Annotated in this window: 16 protein-coding genes; 4 read left to right on the top strand and 12 right to left on the bottom strand. The window is 55.8% G+C overall.

Annotation, left to right across the window (positions count from 1 at the left end; genetic code table 11):
- The first annotated feature begins 195 nt into the window (after nucleotides 1-195).
- Both dinG and ybiB read left to right on the top strand, forming a co-directional pair.
- Entirely contained in the window at nucleotides 196-2,340 is a 2,145-nt protein-coding gene (gene dinG, locus Q1L34_RS18330) for an ATP-dependent DNA helicase DinG (protein WP_327204230.1), read from the top strand.
- Between the two features lie 42 nt (nucleotides 2,341-2,382).
- Nucleotides 2,383-3,351 (top strand): DNA-binding protein YbiB, encoded by a 969-nt coding sequence (gene ybiB, locus Q1L34_RS18325; protein WP_325993266.1) that lies wholly within the window; start codon nucleotides 2,383-2,385, stop codon nucleotides 3,349-3,351.
- Between the two features lie 128 nt (nucleotides 3,352-3,479).
- Here the strand turns inward: ybiB and ybiJ are convergent, their stop codons facing one another.
- The 6 genes from ybiJ to Q1L34_RS18295 all read right to left on the bottom strand — a co-directional run bounded on the left by ybiJ (nucleotide 3,480) and on the right by Q1L34_RS18295 (nucleotide 8,878).
- On the bottom strand, nucleotides 3,480-3,740 hold the full coding sequence (gene ybiJ / locus Q1L34_RS18320) for a DUF1471 family protein YbiJ (protein WP_004859796.1): 261 nt from the start codon (nucleotides 3,738-3,740) through the stop codon (nucleotides 3,480-3,482).
- A 285-nt stretch (nucleotides 3,741-4,025) separates the two neighbouring features.
- A complete protein-coding gene (locus Q1L34_RS18315; RefSeq protein ID WP_004859799.1) occupies nucleotides 4,026-4,292 on the bottom strand; it encodes a DksA/TraR family C4-type zinc finger protein in 267 nt (88 codons plus the stop codon).
- A 266-nt stretch (nucleotides 4,293-4,558) separates the two neighbouring features.
- On the bottom strand, nucleotides 4,559-5,236 hold the full coding sequence (gene ybiX, locus Q1L34_RS18310; RefSeq protein WP_004859801.1) for a PKHD-type hydroxylase YbiX: 678 nt from the start codon (nucleotides 5,234-5,236) through the stop codon (nucleotides 4,559-4,561).
- 45 nt (nucleotides 5,237-5,281) lie between these two features.
- Entirely contained in the window at nucleotides 5,282-7,570 is a 2,289-nt protein-coding gene (locus Q1L34_RS18305; RefSeq protein ID WP_004859802.1) for a catecholate siderophore receptor Fiu, read from the bottom strand.
- A gap of 271 nt (nucleotides 7,571-7,841) precedes the next feature.
- On the bottom strand, nucleotides 7,842-8,108 hold the full coding sequence (locus tag Q1L34_RS18300) for a YdgH/BhsA/McbA-like domain containing protein (protein WP_064357229.1): 267 nt from the start codon (nucleotides 8,106-8,108) through the stop codon (nucleotides 7,842-7,844).
- Nucleotides 8,109-8,263: 155 nt separating this feature from the next.
- Nucleotides 8,264-8,878, bottom strand: a complete 615-nt coding sequence (locus Q1L34_RS18295) for a flavin reductase family protein (RefSeq protein WP_004859806.1) — start codon at nucleotides 8,876-8,878, stop codon at nucleotides 8,264-8,266.
- 95 nt (nucleotides 8,879-8,973) lie between these two features.
- On the opposite strand from Q1L34_RS18295, the gene rlmF reads away from it, so the two are divergent.
- Complete coding sequence (rlmF, locus tag Q1L34_RS18290) at nucleotides 8,974-9,894, top strand: 23S rRNA (adenine(1618)-N(6))-methyltransferase RlmF (protein WP_015584842.1); 921 nt, start codon at nucleotides 8,974-8,976, stop codon at nucleotides 9,892-9,894.
- 52 nt (nucleotides 9,895-9,946) lie between these two features.
- On the opposite strand, the gene ybiO is transcribed toward rlmF, so the two are convergent.
- From ybiO to rhtA, 6 genes are all read right to left on the bottom strand, one after another.
- Nucleotides 9,947-12,163: a mechanosensitive channel protein gene (gene ybiO, locus Q1L34_RS18285; protein ID WP_064357791.1), complete on the bottom strand. Its 2,217-nt coding sequence runs from the start codon at nucleotides 12,161-12,163 to the stop codon at nucleotides 9,947-9,949.
- A gap of 117 nt (nucleotides 12,164-12,280) precedes the next feature.
- Nucleotides 12,281-13,003 (bottom strand): glutamine ABC transporter ATP-binding protein GlnQ, encoded by a 723-nt coding sequence (glnQ, locus tag Q1L34_RS18280; RefSeq protein WP_004859814.1) that lies wholly within the window; start codon nucleotides 13,001-13,003, stop codon nucleotides 12,281-12,283.
- Entirely contained in the window at nucleotides 13,000-13,659 is a 660-nt protein-coding gene (gene glnP / locus Q1L34_RS18275; RefSeq protein ID WP_004859816.1) for a glutamine ABC transporter permease GlnP, read from the bottom strand. The genes glnQ and glnP overlap by 4 nt, the downstream gene beginning before the upstream one ends.
- Before the next feature lie 150 nt (nucleotides 13,660-13,809).
- On the bottom strand, nucleotides 13,810-14,556 hold the full coding sequence (gene glnH, locus Q1L34_RS18270) for a glutamine ABC transporter substrate-binding protein GlnH (RefSeq protein ID WP_004859818.1): 747 nt from the start codon (nucleotides 14,554-14,556) through the stop codon (nucleotides 13,810-13,812).
- A 404-nt stretch (nucleotides 14,557-14,960) separates the two neighbouring features.
- On the bottom strand, nucleotides 14,961-15,464 hold the full coding sequence (gene dps, locus Q1L34_RS18265; protein WP_004859819.1) for a DNA starvation/stationary phase protection protein Dps: 504 nt from the start codon (nucleotides 15,462-15,464) through the stop codon (nucleotides 14,961-14,963).
- A gap of 249 nt (nucleotides 15,465-15,713) precedes the next feature.
- Complete coding sequence (gene rhtA / locus Q1L34_RS18260; RefSeq protein WP_004859821.1) at nucleotides 15,714-16,601, bottom strand: threonine/homoserine exporter RhtA; 888 nt, start codon at nucleotides 16,599-16,601, stop codon at nucleotides 15,714-15,716.
- 353 nt (nucleotides 16,602-16,954) lie between these two features.
- On the opposite strand from rhtA, the gene ompX reads away from it, so the two are divergent.
- Complete coding sequence (gene ompX, locus Q1L34_RS18255; RefSeq protein WP_004859826.1) at nucleotides 16,955-17,464, top strand: outer membrane protein OmpX; 510 nt, start codon at nucleotides 16,955-16,957, stop codon at nucleotides 17,462-17,464.
- Nucleotides 17,465-17,519: the final 55 nt, after the last annotated feature.

Genomic DNA, 17,519 nt, shown 5'->3' with positions numbered 1-17,519 from the left:
TTTACCCGGATAACGCAACGACACCCGGAAGCAGCGCGCATGCTGTCTCCGGGTTCTTCCCTCGCGTGCCCTGTGATTCCCGGTCGGTGCATTGACAAATCCCGAGCATCATTCCACATTGCTCAGAAAGAAATTCCTCCTGCCAGGTAAAAAGTGTCACAATAGTGGCTGTTTATACAGTATTCAGGTTTTCTCATGGCTTTGACCGCTGCGCTAAAAGCGCAAATCGCCGCCTGGTATAAGGCGCTTCAGGAACAGATCCCGGATTTTATTCCCCGTCCGCCACAGCGGCAGATGATTGCCGACGTGGCAAAAACGCTGGCCGGGGAAGAAGGCCGACACCTGGCTATTGAAGCACCCACCGGCGTCGGCAAGACGCTGTCATATCTGATTCCCGGCATCGCTATCGCCCGTGAGCAGCAGAAAACCCTGGTGGTGAGTACCGCCAACGTTGCGCTACAGGATCAGATTTACAGCAAAGATCTGCCGCTGCTGCGCAAAATTATTCCCGATCTGCGTTTTACCGCCGCGTTTGGTCGCGGACGTTACGTTTGCCCACGCAATCTTACGGCGCTGGCCAGCACCGAACCGACGCAGCAGGACCTGCTGGCGTTTCTCGATGACGATCTCACGCCGAATAATCAGGCTGAACAGAAGCTGTGTGCGACGCTGAAAACCGATCTCGACAGCTACCGCTGGGACGGTCTGCGCGATCACACCGATAAACCTGTCGATGATGCGCTATGGAGTCGCCTGAGCACCGACAAAGCCAGCTGCCTCAACCGCAACTGCCACTACTATCTCGAATGTCCGTTCTTCGTTGCCCGGCGAGAAATTCAGGAGGCGGAAGTGGTGGTGGCGAACCATGCGCTGGTGATGGCGGCGATGGAGAGCGAAGCCGTGTTGCCGGAGCCGAAAAACCTGCTGCTGGTGCTCGATGAAGGCCATCATCTGCCGGACGTAGCTCGCGATGCGCTGGAAATGAGCGCGGAAATGACCGCCCCCTGGTACCGGCTACAGCTGGATCTGTTCAGTAAGCTGGTGGCGACCTGTATGGAGCAGTTTCGGCCGAAAACCACGCCGCCGCTGGCCAATCCCGAGCGCCTGACCGGCCACTGTGAGGAGCTGTATGAGCTGATCGCCTCGCTGAACGCTATCCTTAATCTCTATATGCCGGCCGGGCAGGAAGCCGAGCACCGTTTCCCGATGGGCGAGTTGCCGCAGGAGGTGATGGATATCTGCCAGCGTCTGGCGAAACTGACCGAGATGCTACGCGGGCTGGCGGAGCTCTTTCTTAACGACCTCGGGGAAAAAACCGGTAGCCACGACGTGGTGCGCCTGCATCGGGTTCTGCTGCAAATGAACCGTGCGCTGGGGATGTTTGAAAGCCAGAGCAAGCTGTGGCGGCTGGCGTCGCTGGCGCAGTCATCCGGCGCGCCGGTCACCAAATGGGTGACGCGCGATATGCGCGACGGTCAAACGCATATCTGGTTTCACTGCGTCGGCATTCGCGTCAGCGACCAGCTGGAAAGGCTGCTGTGGCGCAGCGTACCGCATATTGTTGTCACCTCCGCTACCCTGCGCTCATTGAACAGCTTTTCACGCCTGCAGGAGATGAGCGGGTTGAAAGAAAAGGCCGGCGACCGTTTTGTGGCGCTGGATTCCCCTTTTAACCATGTTGAGCAGGGCAAAATCGTTATTCCGCAGATGCGCTATGAACCGCTGATCGATAACGAAGAGCAGCATATTGCTGAAATGGCAGCTTATTTCCGCGAGCAGGTTGAAAGTAAAAAGCATCTCGGGATGCTGGTGCTGTTCGCCAGCGGGCGGGCGATGCAGCGTTTCCTGGAACATGTCCCCGATCTGCGCCTGCTCTTGCTGGTACAGGGCGATAAGCCGCGCTACCGGCTGGTGGAACTGCACCGCAAGCGCGTCGAAGGGGGGGAACGTAGCGTGCTGGTGGGGCTACAGTCCTTTGCCGAAGGGCTGGATCTCAAAGGTGAGCTGCTCAGCCAGGTACATATTCATAAGATTGCCTTCCCACCCATAGACAGTCCGGTGGTGATTACCGAAGGCGAATGGCTGAAGAGCCTGAACCGCTATCCGTTTGAAGTGCAGAGTCTGCCAAGCGCCTCCTTTAACCTGATTCAGCAGGTCGGACGCCTGATTCGCAGCCACAGCTGCTGGGGCGAGGTGGTGATTTATGATAAGCGTTTGTTGACCAAAAATTATGGTAAGCGTCTACTGAACGCATTGCCCGTTTTTCCGATAGAACAGCCTGCCGTTCCAGAGGTTATCGTCAAAACAAAAGCAAAACAGACGCGTCGCAAACGGCGTTAACGGTGTAATGTCGACGATGTGAGCAGCTAACAGGAGTCTTCGATGGACTACAGCAAGATCATTAAAGAAGTCGGGCGCGGGAAAAATCACGCGCGTGACCTGGATGTGGATACTGCCCGCGCGCTTTACTCGCGGATGCTTGACGGCGAGGTGGCAGAGCTGGAGCTGGGCGGGATTTTAATTGCCCTGCGTATTAAAGGCGAAGGCGAAGCGGAAATGAAAGGCTTCTATGAAGCCATGCAGCAGAAGACCCTGCGTCTGACGCCGCCTGTCGCCAGGCCAATGCCGATTGTGATCCCTAGCTATAATGGCGCGCGTAAGCAGGCTAATTTGACTCCTCTGCTGGCCGTTTTGTTGCATAAGCTCGGCTTTCCGGTGGTGGTGCATGGCGTCAGCCACGATCCGACCCGGGTGCTGACGGAAACGATTTTTGAGCTGATGGGGATCCCCGCCACCCGACATGCGGGCCAGGCTCAGGCGCGACTCGACGGCCACGAGCCGGTGTACATACCGGTTAGCGTACTCTGCCCGCCGCTGGAGAAACAGCTTGCCCTGCGCTGGCGTATGGGCGTACGCAACAGCGCACATACGCTGGCAAAGCTGGCGACGCCATTTGCTGAAGATGCGGCGCTACGTTTATCGAGCGTTTCTCACCCCGAATATGTGGGCAAGGTTGCGAAATTCTTTGTTGAGATCGGCGGACGGGCGCTGTTAATGCACGGGACGGAAGGTGAAGTGTATGCCAATCCACAGCGATGCCCGCAAATTAGCCTGATTGATGCTTCAGGGACGCGGGTTGTGCATGAACGCCAGAGCGAGCTGCCGGAGGAGGGGGCTGTACTGCCGGAGTCAAAAGATCCTCAGGTCACCGCTCGCTGGATTGAGCGCTGCGTAGTGGGAAGTGAGCCGCTGCCGACCTCATTGAGAATTCAGCTGGCCTGCTGCCTGGTGGCAGCCGGCGAGGTTGCGACCCTCGAGCAGGGACTGAGCCGGGTGGCGGAACAGTGGTAGCCGCCGGTTTCCCCTGAAAAAAGCTCACGTCAGAAAGCAACGCATAAAAAAAAGCCCGTCCGGTGGCACGGACGGGCAAAACAAGGGTATTAAAGGGTCGTTCAGGGTTAATACAGGTCGGGCAGCGATTATTTATAGATAACCGCGGTACCGCTAATTTTGTTGTTGGTGTTAGCGGAGGTGATGCTGTAACCAGTCGCGCCAGCGGCTTCCGCTTTTTCAGCCAGTTTGGCTTCCAGACCATCCAGAGTCGTTGCGCCTTCAGCAGACACTACGCCAATTTTGTTCATGCTTTCAGCCTGAGACGGGCTAACCGGCTGAGCGGCAAAAGCGCCAAAGGACAGAGTAGTAAGGGCAATAGCAGCGGCAGCATATTTAATGGTTTTCATAGTTAATCTCTCGCAGGTTATTTTGTTAAGAGGACGATGTTCCGTCGATGTGATAAGTATCACGCTTTTTTGCGAGAGATAAAATCGAAGGAAATTAACAGTCTTCATCGATTTTTTTGAATGATTATTAATTTATTGAATATTAATAAATTATTTCGTGGCGGGATGGCCGGAGAGACGCCGGCGGGATGAAGAACGCATTGAGGGCACATTTTGCCACTTTTTTAGCCAAAAAACGTGCGCGAAAAGATAATGCTTTCTGCGGTAATGAACGGTAAAGGAAGGTCAGCGTAGCTGGCTGTCCTTGGAGCCACGGCGATTATATCCTGAAAATGTATTGTTATGTAAATCTTTCTCCTGCTGGCACTTCACGCAGTATCTGACCCCCGGGATCGCCTTCCGCCGGGCCTCGGGAATCGGCTCTCCGCATTCATCACAAAATTTGTGGCTCTCTCCGCTGGGTAGGGCGTTTCTCGCCCGTGCGACCGCATCATCAACGGTGCTGTCGATCTGATCCTGAACTGCGCCATCATTTGCCCAACCTGATGCCATGATGCACCTCCTCACTGTTGTTACTGTCATTATATACCCTGACTTATTCGCGTTGCAGAAAGGCGACGACGCCGGCCCCCCGGGCGCTTACTCCGGTAAGTGGCTGGGGGGAGCGGCCAATCTGTGCGCAACAGATTTGAATGCTGCGCGGCGGCGGCCCGTATGGGTGAGGCCTCATTGGGAGTCGAGTAGCCAAGCCAACGTGCAGGCAACTTGAGTATGGCGGGTAGCGTGAAGATGGGGGCAAAAATGCATCAGGCAAGGGCTCAGATTTCCGACCACTCCCGTAGCAGGTTATGGTACAGATTAAGCAGCGATAGCACCTCGTCACTCTCGCCGTGGCGGCTCTTCAGAGTCTGAATATTCCGATCCAGCTCGAACAGCATGCTGCGGCGTTTATCATCGCGGATCATCGACTGGATCCACAGAAAAGAAGCCACGCGCACGCCCTGGGTCACCGGCATCACGCAGTGCAGGCTGCTTGACGGGTAGAGCACCAGGTCGCCCGCCGGCAGCTTGACCGTATGCTGGCCATAGGTGTCGTTTACCACCAGCTCACCGCCGTCATAACTCTCCGGCGCGCTGAGGAACAGGGTGGCGGAAAGATCGGTACGCATCCAGCCGCCCTGAGCCTGACTGCGCACCGCGCCGTCAACGTGAAAACCGTAGGTTTCACTCTGCTGATAGCGGTTAAACAGCGGGCTGGAGAGAGTTTTGGGCAGGGCGGCGGCGAAGAACAGCGAACTGCGGTTGAGCGCCGCGAGGACCCGGTTCTGCAGTTCGCCGTACAGCGGGCTGCGGGTATCGACCTGCTGATTTTTTTTCACCAGCGCGCCCTGATCGCCGGTCGTGGCTCGCCCGTCAACCCAGTCGGCCTGCTGCAGCTGCGCGCGAAAATCGTCAACTTCCTGTGGGCTGAGAACGGCGGGGATATGGTACATCATCGTTGTTTCTCCTCAAGAAACGGGGCGTCGCCGCCCCGTCGTGGATTAGAAATGCACGTTGGCGGTCAGCAGGAAAGTACGCGGTTCGCCTGGATGATAACGGTAGCCGCTCTTGTTGATTGAGGCGACGTAATGGGTATCGAACAGGTTATAGACGTTCAGCTGTAGATCGACGTTACGGTTGATACGATAGCCCACTTTCGCATCAGCCACCCAGTAGCCTTCGGTGTAGGACGGCGTACCGACGGCGCCGTCGCTGCCGCGGTGCATGCTGCCGATATAGCGAGCGCCTGCGCCAAGGGCGATGGCATCGGTTGCCTGGTACTGGCTCCAGAGGGTAAAGGCGTGCTCCGGCGTGTACGGCAGCGCGCTGGTGCCGTCCTGGGCGATGTTGTTGCCTTCACGAACGCTGGCGTGCTGCTGGGTATATCCGCCGATAACCTGCCACTCCGGGGTGATATTCCCGGCCAACGACAGCTCATAACCTTCAACGCGTTTTTTACCGTACTGCGAATAGGTGCCGTCGTCGTTTTGCTCGACTTCGTTCTCAATATCGGTACGGAAAAGCGCTGCCGTCAGCAGCAGACGTTTATCCATCAGCTCCCACTTGGTACCGACTTCGCTGGTTTTCGCTTTCTGCGGTTTAAAATCGGTACGGTTGGCGCTGTTCCCGGTGCCGCTCTGGGCCAGGGCAAAGTTATTGCCGCCCGGAGGCTGCTGGGAGATCGCATAGTTGACGTAAATGTTGCCGCTGTCGGTCAGGTGGTACAGCGCACCGGCTTTCCAGTTCACCAGATTGCCGCTGGTGGAGGTATCAACCGTGGTGACCGGGCTGTTTTTCGCCACGCCGGCCGGACAGGCAACCGCACCGCGGCCGGTGCCGCCGCACAGGCTGGCGCTGTCATATTTGGTCTGGTAGTTATCCAGACGGATGCCGCCGTTCAGCTCGAAATCACGGGTAATCTGCAGGGTATCGAAGGCATAAACGCCGAAGGTATCCGTCTGCCCGTTGGCGTTGGCGCCGCTGCGGTCCAGACCGCCAATAGAGATGTTGCTATTGGGATGGTAAATATTGACCGCCGGAGGCGTAATGGGATAAACGCCGTAGTTGGTCTGTGTTTCCCGGGTCAGCTCGAAACCGGCGCTGATATCATGCCCGATCGAACCGGTATAGAACTTTGAGGTCAGGTTGGTCTGGTTGGTCAGAATTTTATTGCTGACGTCTTTGGTGTTCGCCAGACGCGACCAGGTCCAGGTGCCGACATCGTTCGGATCCGGCTGGGTGATGTTGGTCGCGCCGCCCATGACTGCAGTCAGCAGATAATCCTGTTTTACGCGCGACCAGCGGGTGGTGTTGCGAATGGTGGTGTTATCGCTCAGGTCATGCTCGAAGCGCATGGTCACCGTATCGGTGGTGGAGTCGTCGTAGTCGGAATCCGTCCCGTAGAAGTTGCTGGTAGCCACCCTACCCGAGTGATTGAGCGCCGCGGTGCCTGGGGTTGGCGCGGAGTACCCCGGCAGACCAATGGTCGGAATACCGCCGTCCGGCGTGTTGTGCTGGGTGACATGGAGATAGTTCAGGTACAGACGGTTCTCAGTGCCGAGACCAAACGCGGCCGATGGCGCGATGCCGTAACGCTCATTTTTGACCTTATCGCGGCCGGCATCATGGGTTTTTTCGCCCATCAGGTTCAGCCGTACGGCGCTGGTTTCGCCGATGGCTTCATTGATATCGAGCGTACCGCGACGGAACCAGGCGCTGCCGGCACTGACGGAGGCATCGATACCGGAATCCAGACGCGGCTGTTTGCTGATCATGTTGATTGAGCCGGTCGGAGCGCTACGACCGTAGTCAGAGCCAGACGGGCCTTTAATCACTTCCACTTGTTCGGTGTTAAAGGTATCGCGGGTCACGCTACCGATATCGCGGACACCATCGACATAGATGCTGTTAGAGGTATCGGCTCCGCGCATATAAATGGTGTCGCCGGTCGACGAGCTGCCGTTTTCACCGGCGTAGAAGGCTCCGACGCCGGGAACGTTCTTCAGCGCATCGGTCAGGTTAGTCACGCCCTGATCTTTCATCACCTGCTCGGAGACCACGGTGACCGTACGGGTGGTATCGGCAATCGGGCGGGAAAATTTGGGGTCGGCGGATTGCGTCGGGGCATACAGAGAGGGAGCCTGCGCTTCCACCACCAGCGTTTCACCGCCATTTTTTTCGGTGTTGTCTGCGGCCAGAGCCAGGCCTGTCGGCGACAGACTCAGACACATGCCGGTAAAGATCGTCAGCGAGCTAAAACTGCTGAACGGTAAGTTTTGTTTTTTGTCCATTTCAATAAGCAACTTATAGTTTTAATTAAAGCCATCACAACCGCAGGCACAGCGATGCCGGCCCCGACCGCTGCAGGTGATTTGTTAAAATAGCAATGCGTTTGATAATGATTTTGATAACTATTATCAAATGACGGCGAATTTTTATCACTCGTTGATAAAAAAATAAATACATTTCTTTACGTGAACTGCATTTTTTCTACATAAACGGCAGCGGTCGGGCCACGCGAGGCGGGACCGCGATGGGTTCAGACCCGTTCAGACCGGCGGATTATTTATAGATAATGGCGGTACCGGACATTTTATTCGCGCTGCTGGCGGAGTTGATTCGCCAGGCGATAGCCCCTTTTTGATGGGCTTTTTCCGCCAGTTTCGCCTGCAGATCATCCAGATTGCTGGCGCCGGAGGCAGAAACGGTGCCAGCAGGGCGTAGCGGACCGCTCTCGGCGGTAGACGGAGGAGGTGAGATCCCGGCCTGGGCAATAAAAGGGGTGAGGGCAATCGCGATTGCGGTGAGTAACAGCAGATTTCTTTTCATGAGCATATCCTCATTAACTGCATGGGACATACTATAAGTTTAGGCCTTTACGGCAGGATAGACAGGGTAAAAAATTGAAGACAAACAACATCTTTTTTGCATAAACGGCGGCCCGACCGGGCGCGCGCCGTGGGTCGGGCGGAAGAACAAACGGCTTAACGGGCGTCCGGGCGGATCAGGTCGAAACGCAGATTTTCATCGATAGTGTAATAGGCGCTCGGCCCGCCGGCACGGAGAATCGGCCTGGCCTTAGCGGTCTGATAGACGCCATTTTCCAGTAACGACTCATCGATATGTACCGCGACGACTTCGCCGAGCACCAGCCAGCTATCGACAGGCTCACCATCGGCACGGGTCAGGCGAATACATTGGGAGAGCCGACACTCGAAGTTCACCGGGCTTTCCGCGACCCGAGGGGCCGCAACGAGACGGCTGGCGGCGGGAGTCAGCCCGGCACGGGCAAATTCATCTTCGTTGCGGGGAATGCTGGCGGAGGTTTCGTTCATCGCTTCAGCCAGAGGGCGGGTGGCCAGATTCCAGACAAACTCTTTGGTTTCGACAATATTCTGTACACTGTCTTTCCAGCCGCTGCTGGCAAAACCGATAATCGGGGGCCGATAGTTAAAACAGTTAAAGAAGCTGTAGGGGGCAAGATTGCGATGGCCTGCGGCGTCCAGAGAGGCGATCCAGCCGATAGGGCGTGGGCCGATAATCGCGTTAAGCGGGTCGTGCGGCAGGCCATGTCCCTGTGAAGGTTGATAGAAATACATAGAGCACCCGTAACCGAATAAGAGATATCCAGACTCCCTTATTTACCGCGCCGCCGTCAACGGGTATCTTACGCGGCTGTTCAAAGGAGATTGCCATGAAAGCCCAGAAACCGGGGTTACACCCGCGTAACCGTCATCATCAACGTTATGATTTGCCCGCGCTATGCCAGGCTCACCCTGAGCTGCAAGGCTTTATCACCCTTAATCCGGTGGGCGAGCAGACCATCGATTTTGCTAACCCGCTGGCGGTGAAGGCGCTGAATAAGGCGCTGCTGGCGCATTTTTACGCGGTGAAACACTGGGATATTCCAGACGGCTTCTTATGCCCGCCGGTACCGGGAAGAGCGGATTATATTCACCACCTGGCCGACCTGCTGGCGCTGGATACCGGCACCATTCCTGAAAATGCCAGCATCCTTGATGTCGGCACCGGGGCAAACTTAATCTATCCGCTGATTGGTGCGCATGAGTACGGCTGGCGTTTTACCGGCAGCGAAATTAGCGCGGAAGCGATCGCCAGCGCGCAGGCGATTATCAATGCTAACCCGGGACTCAGTCGCCAGATTCGTCTGCGTCGACAGAAAGAGAGCGGGGCTATCTTTAGCGGCATTATTCATAAAAATGAGTGTTTTGATGCGACGTTGTGCAATCCGCCGTTCCACGATTCTGCTGCCAGCGCGCAGGCAGGCGGCGAGCGTAAGCGTCGCAATCTGGGGCTGGGGGCGGACAGCGTGATGAACTTCGGCGGCCAACAGCAGGAGCTGTGGTGCGAAGGCGGTGAAGTGGCGTTCATTACGCAGATGATCCGCGAAAGCCAGCAGTTTGGTCGCCAGGTGAAATGGTTCACCTCGCTGGTGTCGCGCGGCGATAATCTGCCGCCGCTTTACCGTGCGTTGACCGAAGCCGGCGCGGTGAAGGTGGTGAAAAAAGAGATGGCTCAGGGGCAGAAGCAGAGTCGCTTTATCGCCTGGACCTTCATGGATGAGGCTAAACGCCGCCGTCCGCTGGCACGTTAAGGATGATGCCTCCGGGCGGCCAGGTTCGCCCGGAATGTGCTCTGCTCCGTGGCTAGAGCGTCGGCTCTGCGGGCGCCGCAGGTGGCGCGGAGATGGGCGCAGGTGCCGGCAGAACCTGGTAGGTTTGCACGGGCGCCCGGACTCCGGCGAGATCGAAATGTTTCTTCACCTGCGTATCGAGCGCAAAGCGTACCGTCCACTGCTTCAGCGGCAGAGTGGTGAAGGTGACCCGCAGGGTAAATGCCGTATTGCTCAGGCCGACAAGCCCGGCAAATGACGGCTCGCCAATCACCAGCCCGCGAATCTCCTCCTGATCCATCACGTCGGCAACCGCGTTTTTCAGCGCCTGGCCGGCTTTATCCAGATCTTCCTGTCTGTCGACATCGTAGTTGGCAACCACTGAACCGATGCCGCGCACGAAGTTCGCGAAGGTGGTAATCGAGGACCACGGGATAATATGGTAAGCGCCGGTATCCTGGCGCACGCCGACGGAACGGATCGACATCCGTTCCACTGTGCCGGTTAACGGCCCGATGGTTACCAGGTCACCGGTATTCATCCCGTTCTCAAACTGGATAAAAATGCCGGTGATAATATCTTTTACCAGCGTCTGGGCACCGAACGAAATGGCCAGCCCCAGCGCACCGGCGCCGGCCAGCAGCGGCGCGATATTCACCCCCACTTCGGAGAGCAGGATCATCGCCGTGATGGTGCTGATAATGACCGCCAGCGCGTTACGGAATAACGTCAGCAGCGTACGGGCACGAGCGCCCGGTAGCGGGCGGCCGTGAATATCTGAGGCCAGGCGGTTTTCTATCAGGCTGGCGAGCAGCGTCCAGCCGATGGCGGAGAAGAACAGAATCAGCGCGATGCGAATCAGCACATCCACCGCTTTTTGCCCGGCGCCGTGTTGCATCCAGTTCCAGAAATCAAACAGTCCCCAGGCGCTTAGCAGCAGCATAATCGCCACGCAGACCACTAAAATTCGCGCCACTTTGAGCGCGACGGAGATCCAGCCGTTCAGCCGCTTCTGCAGCTCGGGATAGTTGCGCTGGGTCTGCGGCGACAGGGTAATGGTTTTCGCTATCCAGCGTGACAAGATGCCGGAGAGCAGCGCGGCGGCGCCGATAATCGCCAGGCTGCGTACCGTGGCTCCCATCATAAATTTCAGGCTGTTGCCGGGGTCGAAAAGTGAAAAGAAAAACAGCACGATAAAGTAGAGGCAGGCCAGCCAGTGCCAGATAAGCGCAAAGGCGCGGATAAACAGACTGAAGAAGGCCAGCGAGCGGTCCGCCAGGTGCAGCAGCCCCTGGGTAATCCGCGTTTTATTACGGAAGATCAGATACAGCGCCCAGAGGGTGATACACAGCATAATGACCACATTCGCCAGCGCGCCGACCTGAACGTTGACCTGATTGGAGATAATCGGCACCGCGACGATCAGGCCGTAGCCAATCAGGCTGCTCAGCGCGCTCAGGCGCAGGTTCCAGTACTTCGCGCTCTCATCGCTGAGGTTAAACGGCCGCAGCTCCGTCACCCGCGGACAGAAAATCAGCCGCAGAATCGCTTTAAAAAACTCAATCAAGGCGAAGGCATTCAGAAACAGGCTTTGCTGAAAGGCGATAGTCCGGTTGCCGCCATTAAACCGATCGCTGAGCATCTGGCCAACAAACAGCGTCAACGCCAGCAGGAGGAGATCGAAGATAAACGCGCCGGCGATGGTGGCCGGGAGCTGTAGCCAGTTACCGCGATCGTGGTTTTTGCGTCGCCCCCACTGACCCATTTTGCGATACAGCGGCAGCGCGGCGAGGCGGACCAGCCACCAGAAGGCGAATACCAGCGCGGCCAGCAGCAGGAAATGGCCGGCGGCTTTGCGAAAGGTTTCGGCATGAAACGGCTTATGTGCAGAGGCAGTGATATTGCGCCACAGCTGAGAAAAACGTGAAGCAAAGCGTTCACCGTACTCGCGGCTCACCTGGGTGACGTTTTCCAGTACCGTCCGTTCATCTTTCTCTTCCGGCGGCGTCAGCTTTGGCGTGCTGGCCGGCGGCGGCGTGGCGGCGGCAGAGCGCAGCTGGTCGATTAATTCTCTGCGGGCGGCATCGTTTTCCAGCACATCGGCCAGCGCCGCATAGGCGGCCTTTTTTTTCTCGAGGTCTGGTTCACTGCTGGCGGGTTGTTCAGCGCTCGCGGCCGGGACACCGGGCAGTGTGGCTGCCGAAAGCGGGGCGGTAAACAGCGTAGCAAGCAGTAACAGGATCCACGGCACGGGCGCCTCCATCTCATTCCAAAACCATTAAGTATAGAAGTTGATAGCGGGAGAAGCGGCGTGGGATGTGTCTGGAAAGCGAAAGCGGCTCCCCGCATACGGGGAGCCAGGGGAATATCAGGCGACGTGCTGCAGGAATTCGCGCAGACGCGGGCTCGGTGGGTTTTTCACCAGTACCTGCGGATCGCCATCTTCGGCGATACGCCCTTTGTCGATAAAGATCAGTCGCGATGCCACTTTCTCAGCAAAGCCGATCTCGTGAGTAACGATGACCATCGTCATCCCTTCTTCCGCCAGATCCTGCATCACTTTCAGCACTTCGTGGCGTAGTTCCGGATCCAGTGCCGAGGTCGGTTCGTCAAACAGCATCATTTTGGGTTTTACCGCCAGGGCGCGAGCGATTGCGACGCGCTGCTGCTGGCCGCCGGAGAGCTCGGAAGGGTAGTGGTGCGCGCGTTCGGCGAGTCCCACTTTTTCCAGCAGATCTTTAGCCAGTTTTTCGGCAGCCTCTTTTTTAGCACCACGCACGCGTAGCGGCCCGAACATGACGTTCTCCAGCGCCGTCAGGTGCGGGAACAGATAGAACTGTTGGAACACCATCCCGGCTTCCTGACGGATCAGGCGCTCGTCGACTTTCGGGTCATTAACCTTCAGGCCATCGACGATCAGCTCGCCGCTGGTGATCTCTTCCAGTTTGTTAATACAGCGCAGCAACGTCGATTTCCCGGAGCCGGACGGCCCGATAATCACCACAACTTCGCCTTTATTGATCTTCAGATCGATATCGTGCAGCACCTTGGTCGGGCCAAAGTGCTTGGAAACATTTTTAAATTCAATCACAGGATTTTCATCCTTCTTTCAAGACGACGCAGAACAAAGCTCAACACCAGGGTGATGATCAGATAAATCACGGCCACGGCGCTCCAGATTTCCAGCGCGCGGAAGTTACCGGCAATAATCTCCTGACCCTGACGGGTCAGTTCGGCGACGCCGATGACGATAAAGAGCGAGGTATCTTTGATGCTAATGATCCACTGATTACCCAGCGGCGGCAGCATGCGACGCAGCGCCAGCGGCAGAATCACGTGGCGGATGGTTTCGCGACGGGACAGGCCAAGCGCCAGGCCGGCTTCACGGAAGCCCTTGTGAATTGAGAGTACCGCCCCGCGGGTAATTTCTGCGATATAGGCGCCGGAGTTGATCATGATGGTCACGACTGCCGCCGAGAAGGGGTCAATGCGAAGATCATTGAACGCCATCGGTAGGGCGAAGTAGATAAACATGACCTGAACCACAATCGGGGTTCCGCGAATGATCTCGATAAAGACTAACGCAATGTGGTTAGCAATCCAGCCGCCAAAGCAGCGGGCGAAACCGGCGACGAGGCCGATTATCAGGCCGCCAGCCAGGCCGAGGACGGAAATCCACAGCGTCATTTTGGCGCCTTCCAGCAAAATTGGAATGGCAGGCCAGATGGCACTCCAGTCAAACTGCATAGTTCGTTCCTGTTACCGTGTCGAAAAACAGAGGCGTGCCTCTGAGAAAAAATGACTCAGGCCTGCGGCAAAGCGATACCCGGACGGTGGCCAGTAGCCCTGTCCGGGTGATCGGAATTCAGCAGACCTGTAAGCGATCAATGCTGATTATTATTTTGGCTCAGTACCGAACCATTTTTTATAAATTTCGTTGTAGGTGCCGTTTTCACGCAGCGTTTTCAGCGCGCCGTTCACTTTCTCGCGCAGCTCGTCGCTGCCTTTCGGGAAGGCGATACCGTAGTTTTGCGCTTCCAGCGATTCCCCTACCGCTTTGAACTGACCGTTGCCGGCCGTTTTGATGAAGTACAGGATGTTTGGCGTGTCGTGCAGAACGGCATCGGCGCGGCCGGTACCCAGCTCCATATAGGCGTTATCGATATTCGGGAACTGACGCAGGTCTTTGGTTTTGATATTGGCTTTCGCGTAGTCAACGGAGCCGGTACCGCCTTTCACGGCCACAACTTTACCGTTCAGGTCCTTCACATCTTTGATGTCGTTGTTATTGGCTTTCACCATCACCAGCAGACCGCTCTTATAGTAGCCATCGGAGAACTCGATCGCTTTCTTGCGTTCTTCAGTAATGGTAATCCCCGCCAGCGCGAGGTCGATGTTTTTGGTTTGCAGCGCAGGAATGATGCCGCTGAAATCCATCGGCTTCAGGGTATAGTTCAGTTTCAGCTCTTTCGCGATGGCGTCCCACAGGTCGACATCAAAACCGACATACTTATCACCTTGCTTAAATTCAAACGGAACAAACGCCGTATCGGTCGCAACAATCAGTTGTTTTTCAGCGGCCTGAGAAGAAACCGCAAAAGCCAGGGTCAGTGCAGCCAGTGAAACTTTAAATACAGACTTCATAGCATTTCCTTTTTTATCCACGGGACGATCCCCTGCGAGAACGCGTAACCATATGAAAAAATCGTGCCAGTTTTACAACTTGTTGTTTTATAACAAACGAAGTCTATCCTGTTGCACGGTTTCGGTTATAGATCACGGCAGATGCACCGCGATGGGGCGTCATTTTGGTGCGTCATAAACACGCCGCATAACAAGTGCATTTTTAACGCAAACACTGATGGTAAAACAATCTCGCCGTAACGATTGTGTGAGGTGATTATTACAATTGTTTTACTTTTGTACGTATTTTGTCCATTGTTGCGCACTAAAATGGTGCGAGTGAGGCGCGAGGAAAAAATCAGGTGGCAGAAGTGAGGATAATCTGAAAAAAAACCGCCAGCGAGGCTGACGGTGATTGTGCAGGTTTATGCGATGTTGGCTTCGATGAACCACAGGAATTTATCCAGGTCGCGGGAGGCGGCGGTAAAGATATCGGCGGTGTCTTCATCTTTTGCTTCGCCGATCGCTTTACGCACGTCATTGGCCACAATCGCGTAGCGGTCAGCCAGCTCTTTCAGGTGATCCTGAACGTTGTGAATATCCAGCGGGTAGCTTTTCAGCGGGGTTTTGCTGTTGATCACCTGAGTGGTGCCCAGCGCAACGCCGCCCAGCTGTACGGCTCGTTCAGCCATGGTGTCGAGGTGGTCGGTCAGAGCGGTGCGGAAGCCATCCAGCATTTCATGAACGGCAATAAAATTGGCACCGCGCATATTCCAGTGAGCCTGCTTGGTAATCAGCGACAGGTCAATGAACTGGATCACCTGACGATTCAGCAGCTCGACGGTTGCTTTCTTCTCATTGTCTGCAACATCGTTGCGGGTATAGAGCAGATCGGATGCTTTCGTTTTAACCAGTTTTGCGGTACTCATAGTTTCATATCCTCTTGATATTTATACTCGTCATACATCAAATTTGAATCAAATGGAGCGCTTGTCCCCGGTAACTAATGGCACTAAGTATAGCAACGGATTGCCATATGGGGAGGGCGGTTGTCCCTATCGGTTCGATAGTGCGGGGAGGTTGGCTATTTTGAAAAAGGGGTGAAATTGCGTAAAAAGTCAGCGGGGTGGCGCGGTTCTGCACGATGCGAGAACCTCGTGCAGAACGGGTAACGTTGGCTAGCTGATATCCACTTTTTCGATTTTACTTTCCCGACGCATCGTCAGCGTAGAGCCCATTGAGGCGAGGATAATCGCCCCGAGCGCCAGGGTTTGCGTAGAGGTCAGCGTCTCGCCCAGAAATATCATGCCCGATAGCGCGGCGAGCGCCGGCTCCATGCTCATCAGCGTGCCGAATGTGCGGGTAGGCATACGGGTGAGGGCAATCATTTCCAGCGAGTACGGCAGCGCCGTAGAGAGGACGGCGATGGCCAGTCCCAGCGGCAGCAGCGACCACTGGAACAGCGTGTCGCTTGCCTGCAGCATGCCCAGCGGGACAAAGACCACGGCGGCAATAAGCGATCCCATCGCCACCGTTGCCGGACCGTGTTCTTCTCCGGCACGCTGGCCGGTCAGAATATAGACGGCCCAGCAGGCCCCGGCGCCCAGCGCCAGCAGCGCACCGGTCAGATCGACCTGCGCGACGTCTTGCCCCAGCGGCAGCAGGAACCACAGCCCGAGTACGGCCAGGATCACCCAGACGAAATCGAGCGGACGCCGCGAGCCAAACAGCGCCACCGCCAGCGGCCCGGTAAACTCCAGCGCCACCGCAATCCCCAGCGGAATGCGCTGAATCGATAAGTAGAAGAGATAATTCATTGCCCCCAACGCCAGACCATACAAGAGGAGCGGCAGGCGCTGCTCTGCGGTAAAGCGCAGGCGCCAGGGCTTGAAGACAATCACCAGAATCAAGGTGCCTAATGCCAGGCGCAGCGCGGTTACGCCGGGTGCGCCGACCAACGGGAACAGCGATTTCGCCAGCGAAGCGCCGCTCTGGATAGAGACCATGGCGATTAAAATGACCAGTATCGGCAGCCATGCCGGTATTTTGCGGGACGAGCCGGGCATCCTTTCTCCTGTCAGGGTTTGTCAAATGCGGTAAAGGTTCCAGTGTAAATGAATTACCTGGCTACGGTTTATCTATTGTTGAAAAAAACGCGTTCGGGAGGCGTACAATGGGGCGAGACGAGAAGATAAATTAACCTGTTGATTAGGATTAATCTGGATGCACGTGCGGGGCTTTATCGGCCTTAATAGTAGGGTATTCGCCAAAAACGGTTGTTTTCCAGTTTGTTACAGAATTATGGAAACTTTTGGTTACATGAAAAGCTATGTTAGACAGTGTAAAGTCAAAAGAGTTTCCTGAAAGTTTTTGATATATTTAAGACTTAGGACTTATTAGAAACACATTTGAGGTGGTTATGAATAAAATTGCACGTTTTTCAGCACTGGCCGTTGTTCTGGCTGCATCCGTAGGTACCGCTTTCGCTGCAACTTCTACCGTTACCGGTGGTTATGCTCAGAGCGACATGCAGGGTGAAGCCAACAAAGCTGGCGGTTTCAACCTGAAGTACCGTTACGAGCAAGACAATAGCCCGCTGGGTGTTATCGGTTCTTTCACCTACACCGAAAAAGACCGTACTGAATCTGGCGTATACCAGAAAGGCCAGTACTACGGCATCACCGCAGGTCCGGCTTACCGTCTGAACGACTGGGCTAGCATCTACGGCGTAGTGGGTATCGGTCACGGTAAATTCCAGGACAACAGCTACCCGAACAAGCACGACATGAGCGACTACGGTTTCTCTTACGGTGCAGGTATGCAGTTCAACCCGATCGAAAACGTTGCTCTGGACTTCTCCTACGAGCAGTCTCGTATTCGTAACGTTGACGTTGGCACCTGGATCGCTGGCGTTGGTTACAGCTTCTAATCGCTTCGGTGATATAAAAAATCCGCCTCACTGGGGCGGATTTTTTTTGCCTGCA

The sequence above is a fragment of the Klebsiella ornithinolytica genome, assembly GCF_030505655.1.
GTDB lineage: Bacteria > Pseudomonadota > Gammaproteobacteria > Enterobacterales > Enterobacteriaceae > Klebsiella > Klebsiella ornithinolytica.
Note: the sequence above shows the minus strand (reverse complement) of the source record. Positions and strands in the feature narration are given on the sequence as shown.

Excerpts from the sequence above, each read along its gene's own strand:
- dinG (WP_327204230.1), top strand. The coding sequence starts at position 196 with ATGGCTTTGACCGCTGCGCTAAAAGCGCAAATCGCCGCCTGGTATAAG.
- rhtA (WP_004859821.1), bottom strand. The coding sequence starts at position 16,601 with ATGCCCGGCTCGTCCCGCAAAATACCGGCATGGCTGCCGATACTGGTC.
- Q1L34_RS18305 (WP_004859802.1), bottom strand. The coding sequence starts at position 7,570 with ATGGACAAAAAACAAAACTTACCGTTCAGCAGTTTTAGCTCGCTGACG.
- rlmF (WP_015584842.1), top strand. The coding sequence starts at position 8,974 with ATGAAAGCCCAGAAACCGGGGTTACACCCGCGTAACCGTCATCATCAA.
- Q1L34_RS18300 (WP_064357229.1), bottom strand. The coding sequence starts at position 8,108 with ATGAAAAGAAATCTGCTGTTACTCACCGCAATCGCGATTGCCCTCACC.
- glnH (WP_004859818.1), bottom strand. The coding sequence starts at position 14,556 with ATGAAGTCTGTATTTAAAGTTTCACTGGCTGCACTGACCCTGGCTTTT.
- ybiB (WP_325993266.1), top strand. The coding sequence starts at position 2,383 with ATGGACTACAGCAAGATCATTAAAGAAGTCGGGCGCGGGAAAAATCAC.
- Q1L34_RS18295 (WP_004859806.1), bottom strand. The coding sequence starts at position 8,878 with ATGTATTTCTATCAACCTTCACAGGGACATGGCCTGCCGCACGACCCG.
- Q1L34_RS18315 (WP_004859799.1), bottom strand. The coding sequence starts at position 4,292 with ATGGCATCAGGTTGGGCAAATGATGGCGCAGTTCAGGATCAGATCGAC.
- ybiX (WP_004859801.1), bottom strand. The coding sequence starts at position 5,236 with ATGATGTACCATATCCCCGCCGTTCTCAGCCCACAGGAAGTTGACGAT.
- glnP (WP_004859816.1), bottom strand. The coding sequence starts at position 13,659 with ATGCAGTTTGACTGGAGTGCCATCTGGCCTGCCATTCCAATTTTGCTG.
- ompX (WP_004859826.1), top strand. The coding sequence starts at position 16,955 with ATGAATAAAATTGCACGTTTTTCAGCACTGGCCGTTGTTCTGGCTGCA.
- dps (WP_004859819.1), bottom strand. The coding sequence starts at position 15,464 with ATGAGTACCGCAAAACTGGTTAAAACGAAAGCATCCGATCTGCTCTAT.
- ybiJ (WP_004859796.1), bottom strand. The coding sequence starts at position 3,740 with ATGAAAACCATTAAATATGCTGCCGCTGCTATTGCCCTTACTACTCTG.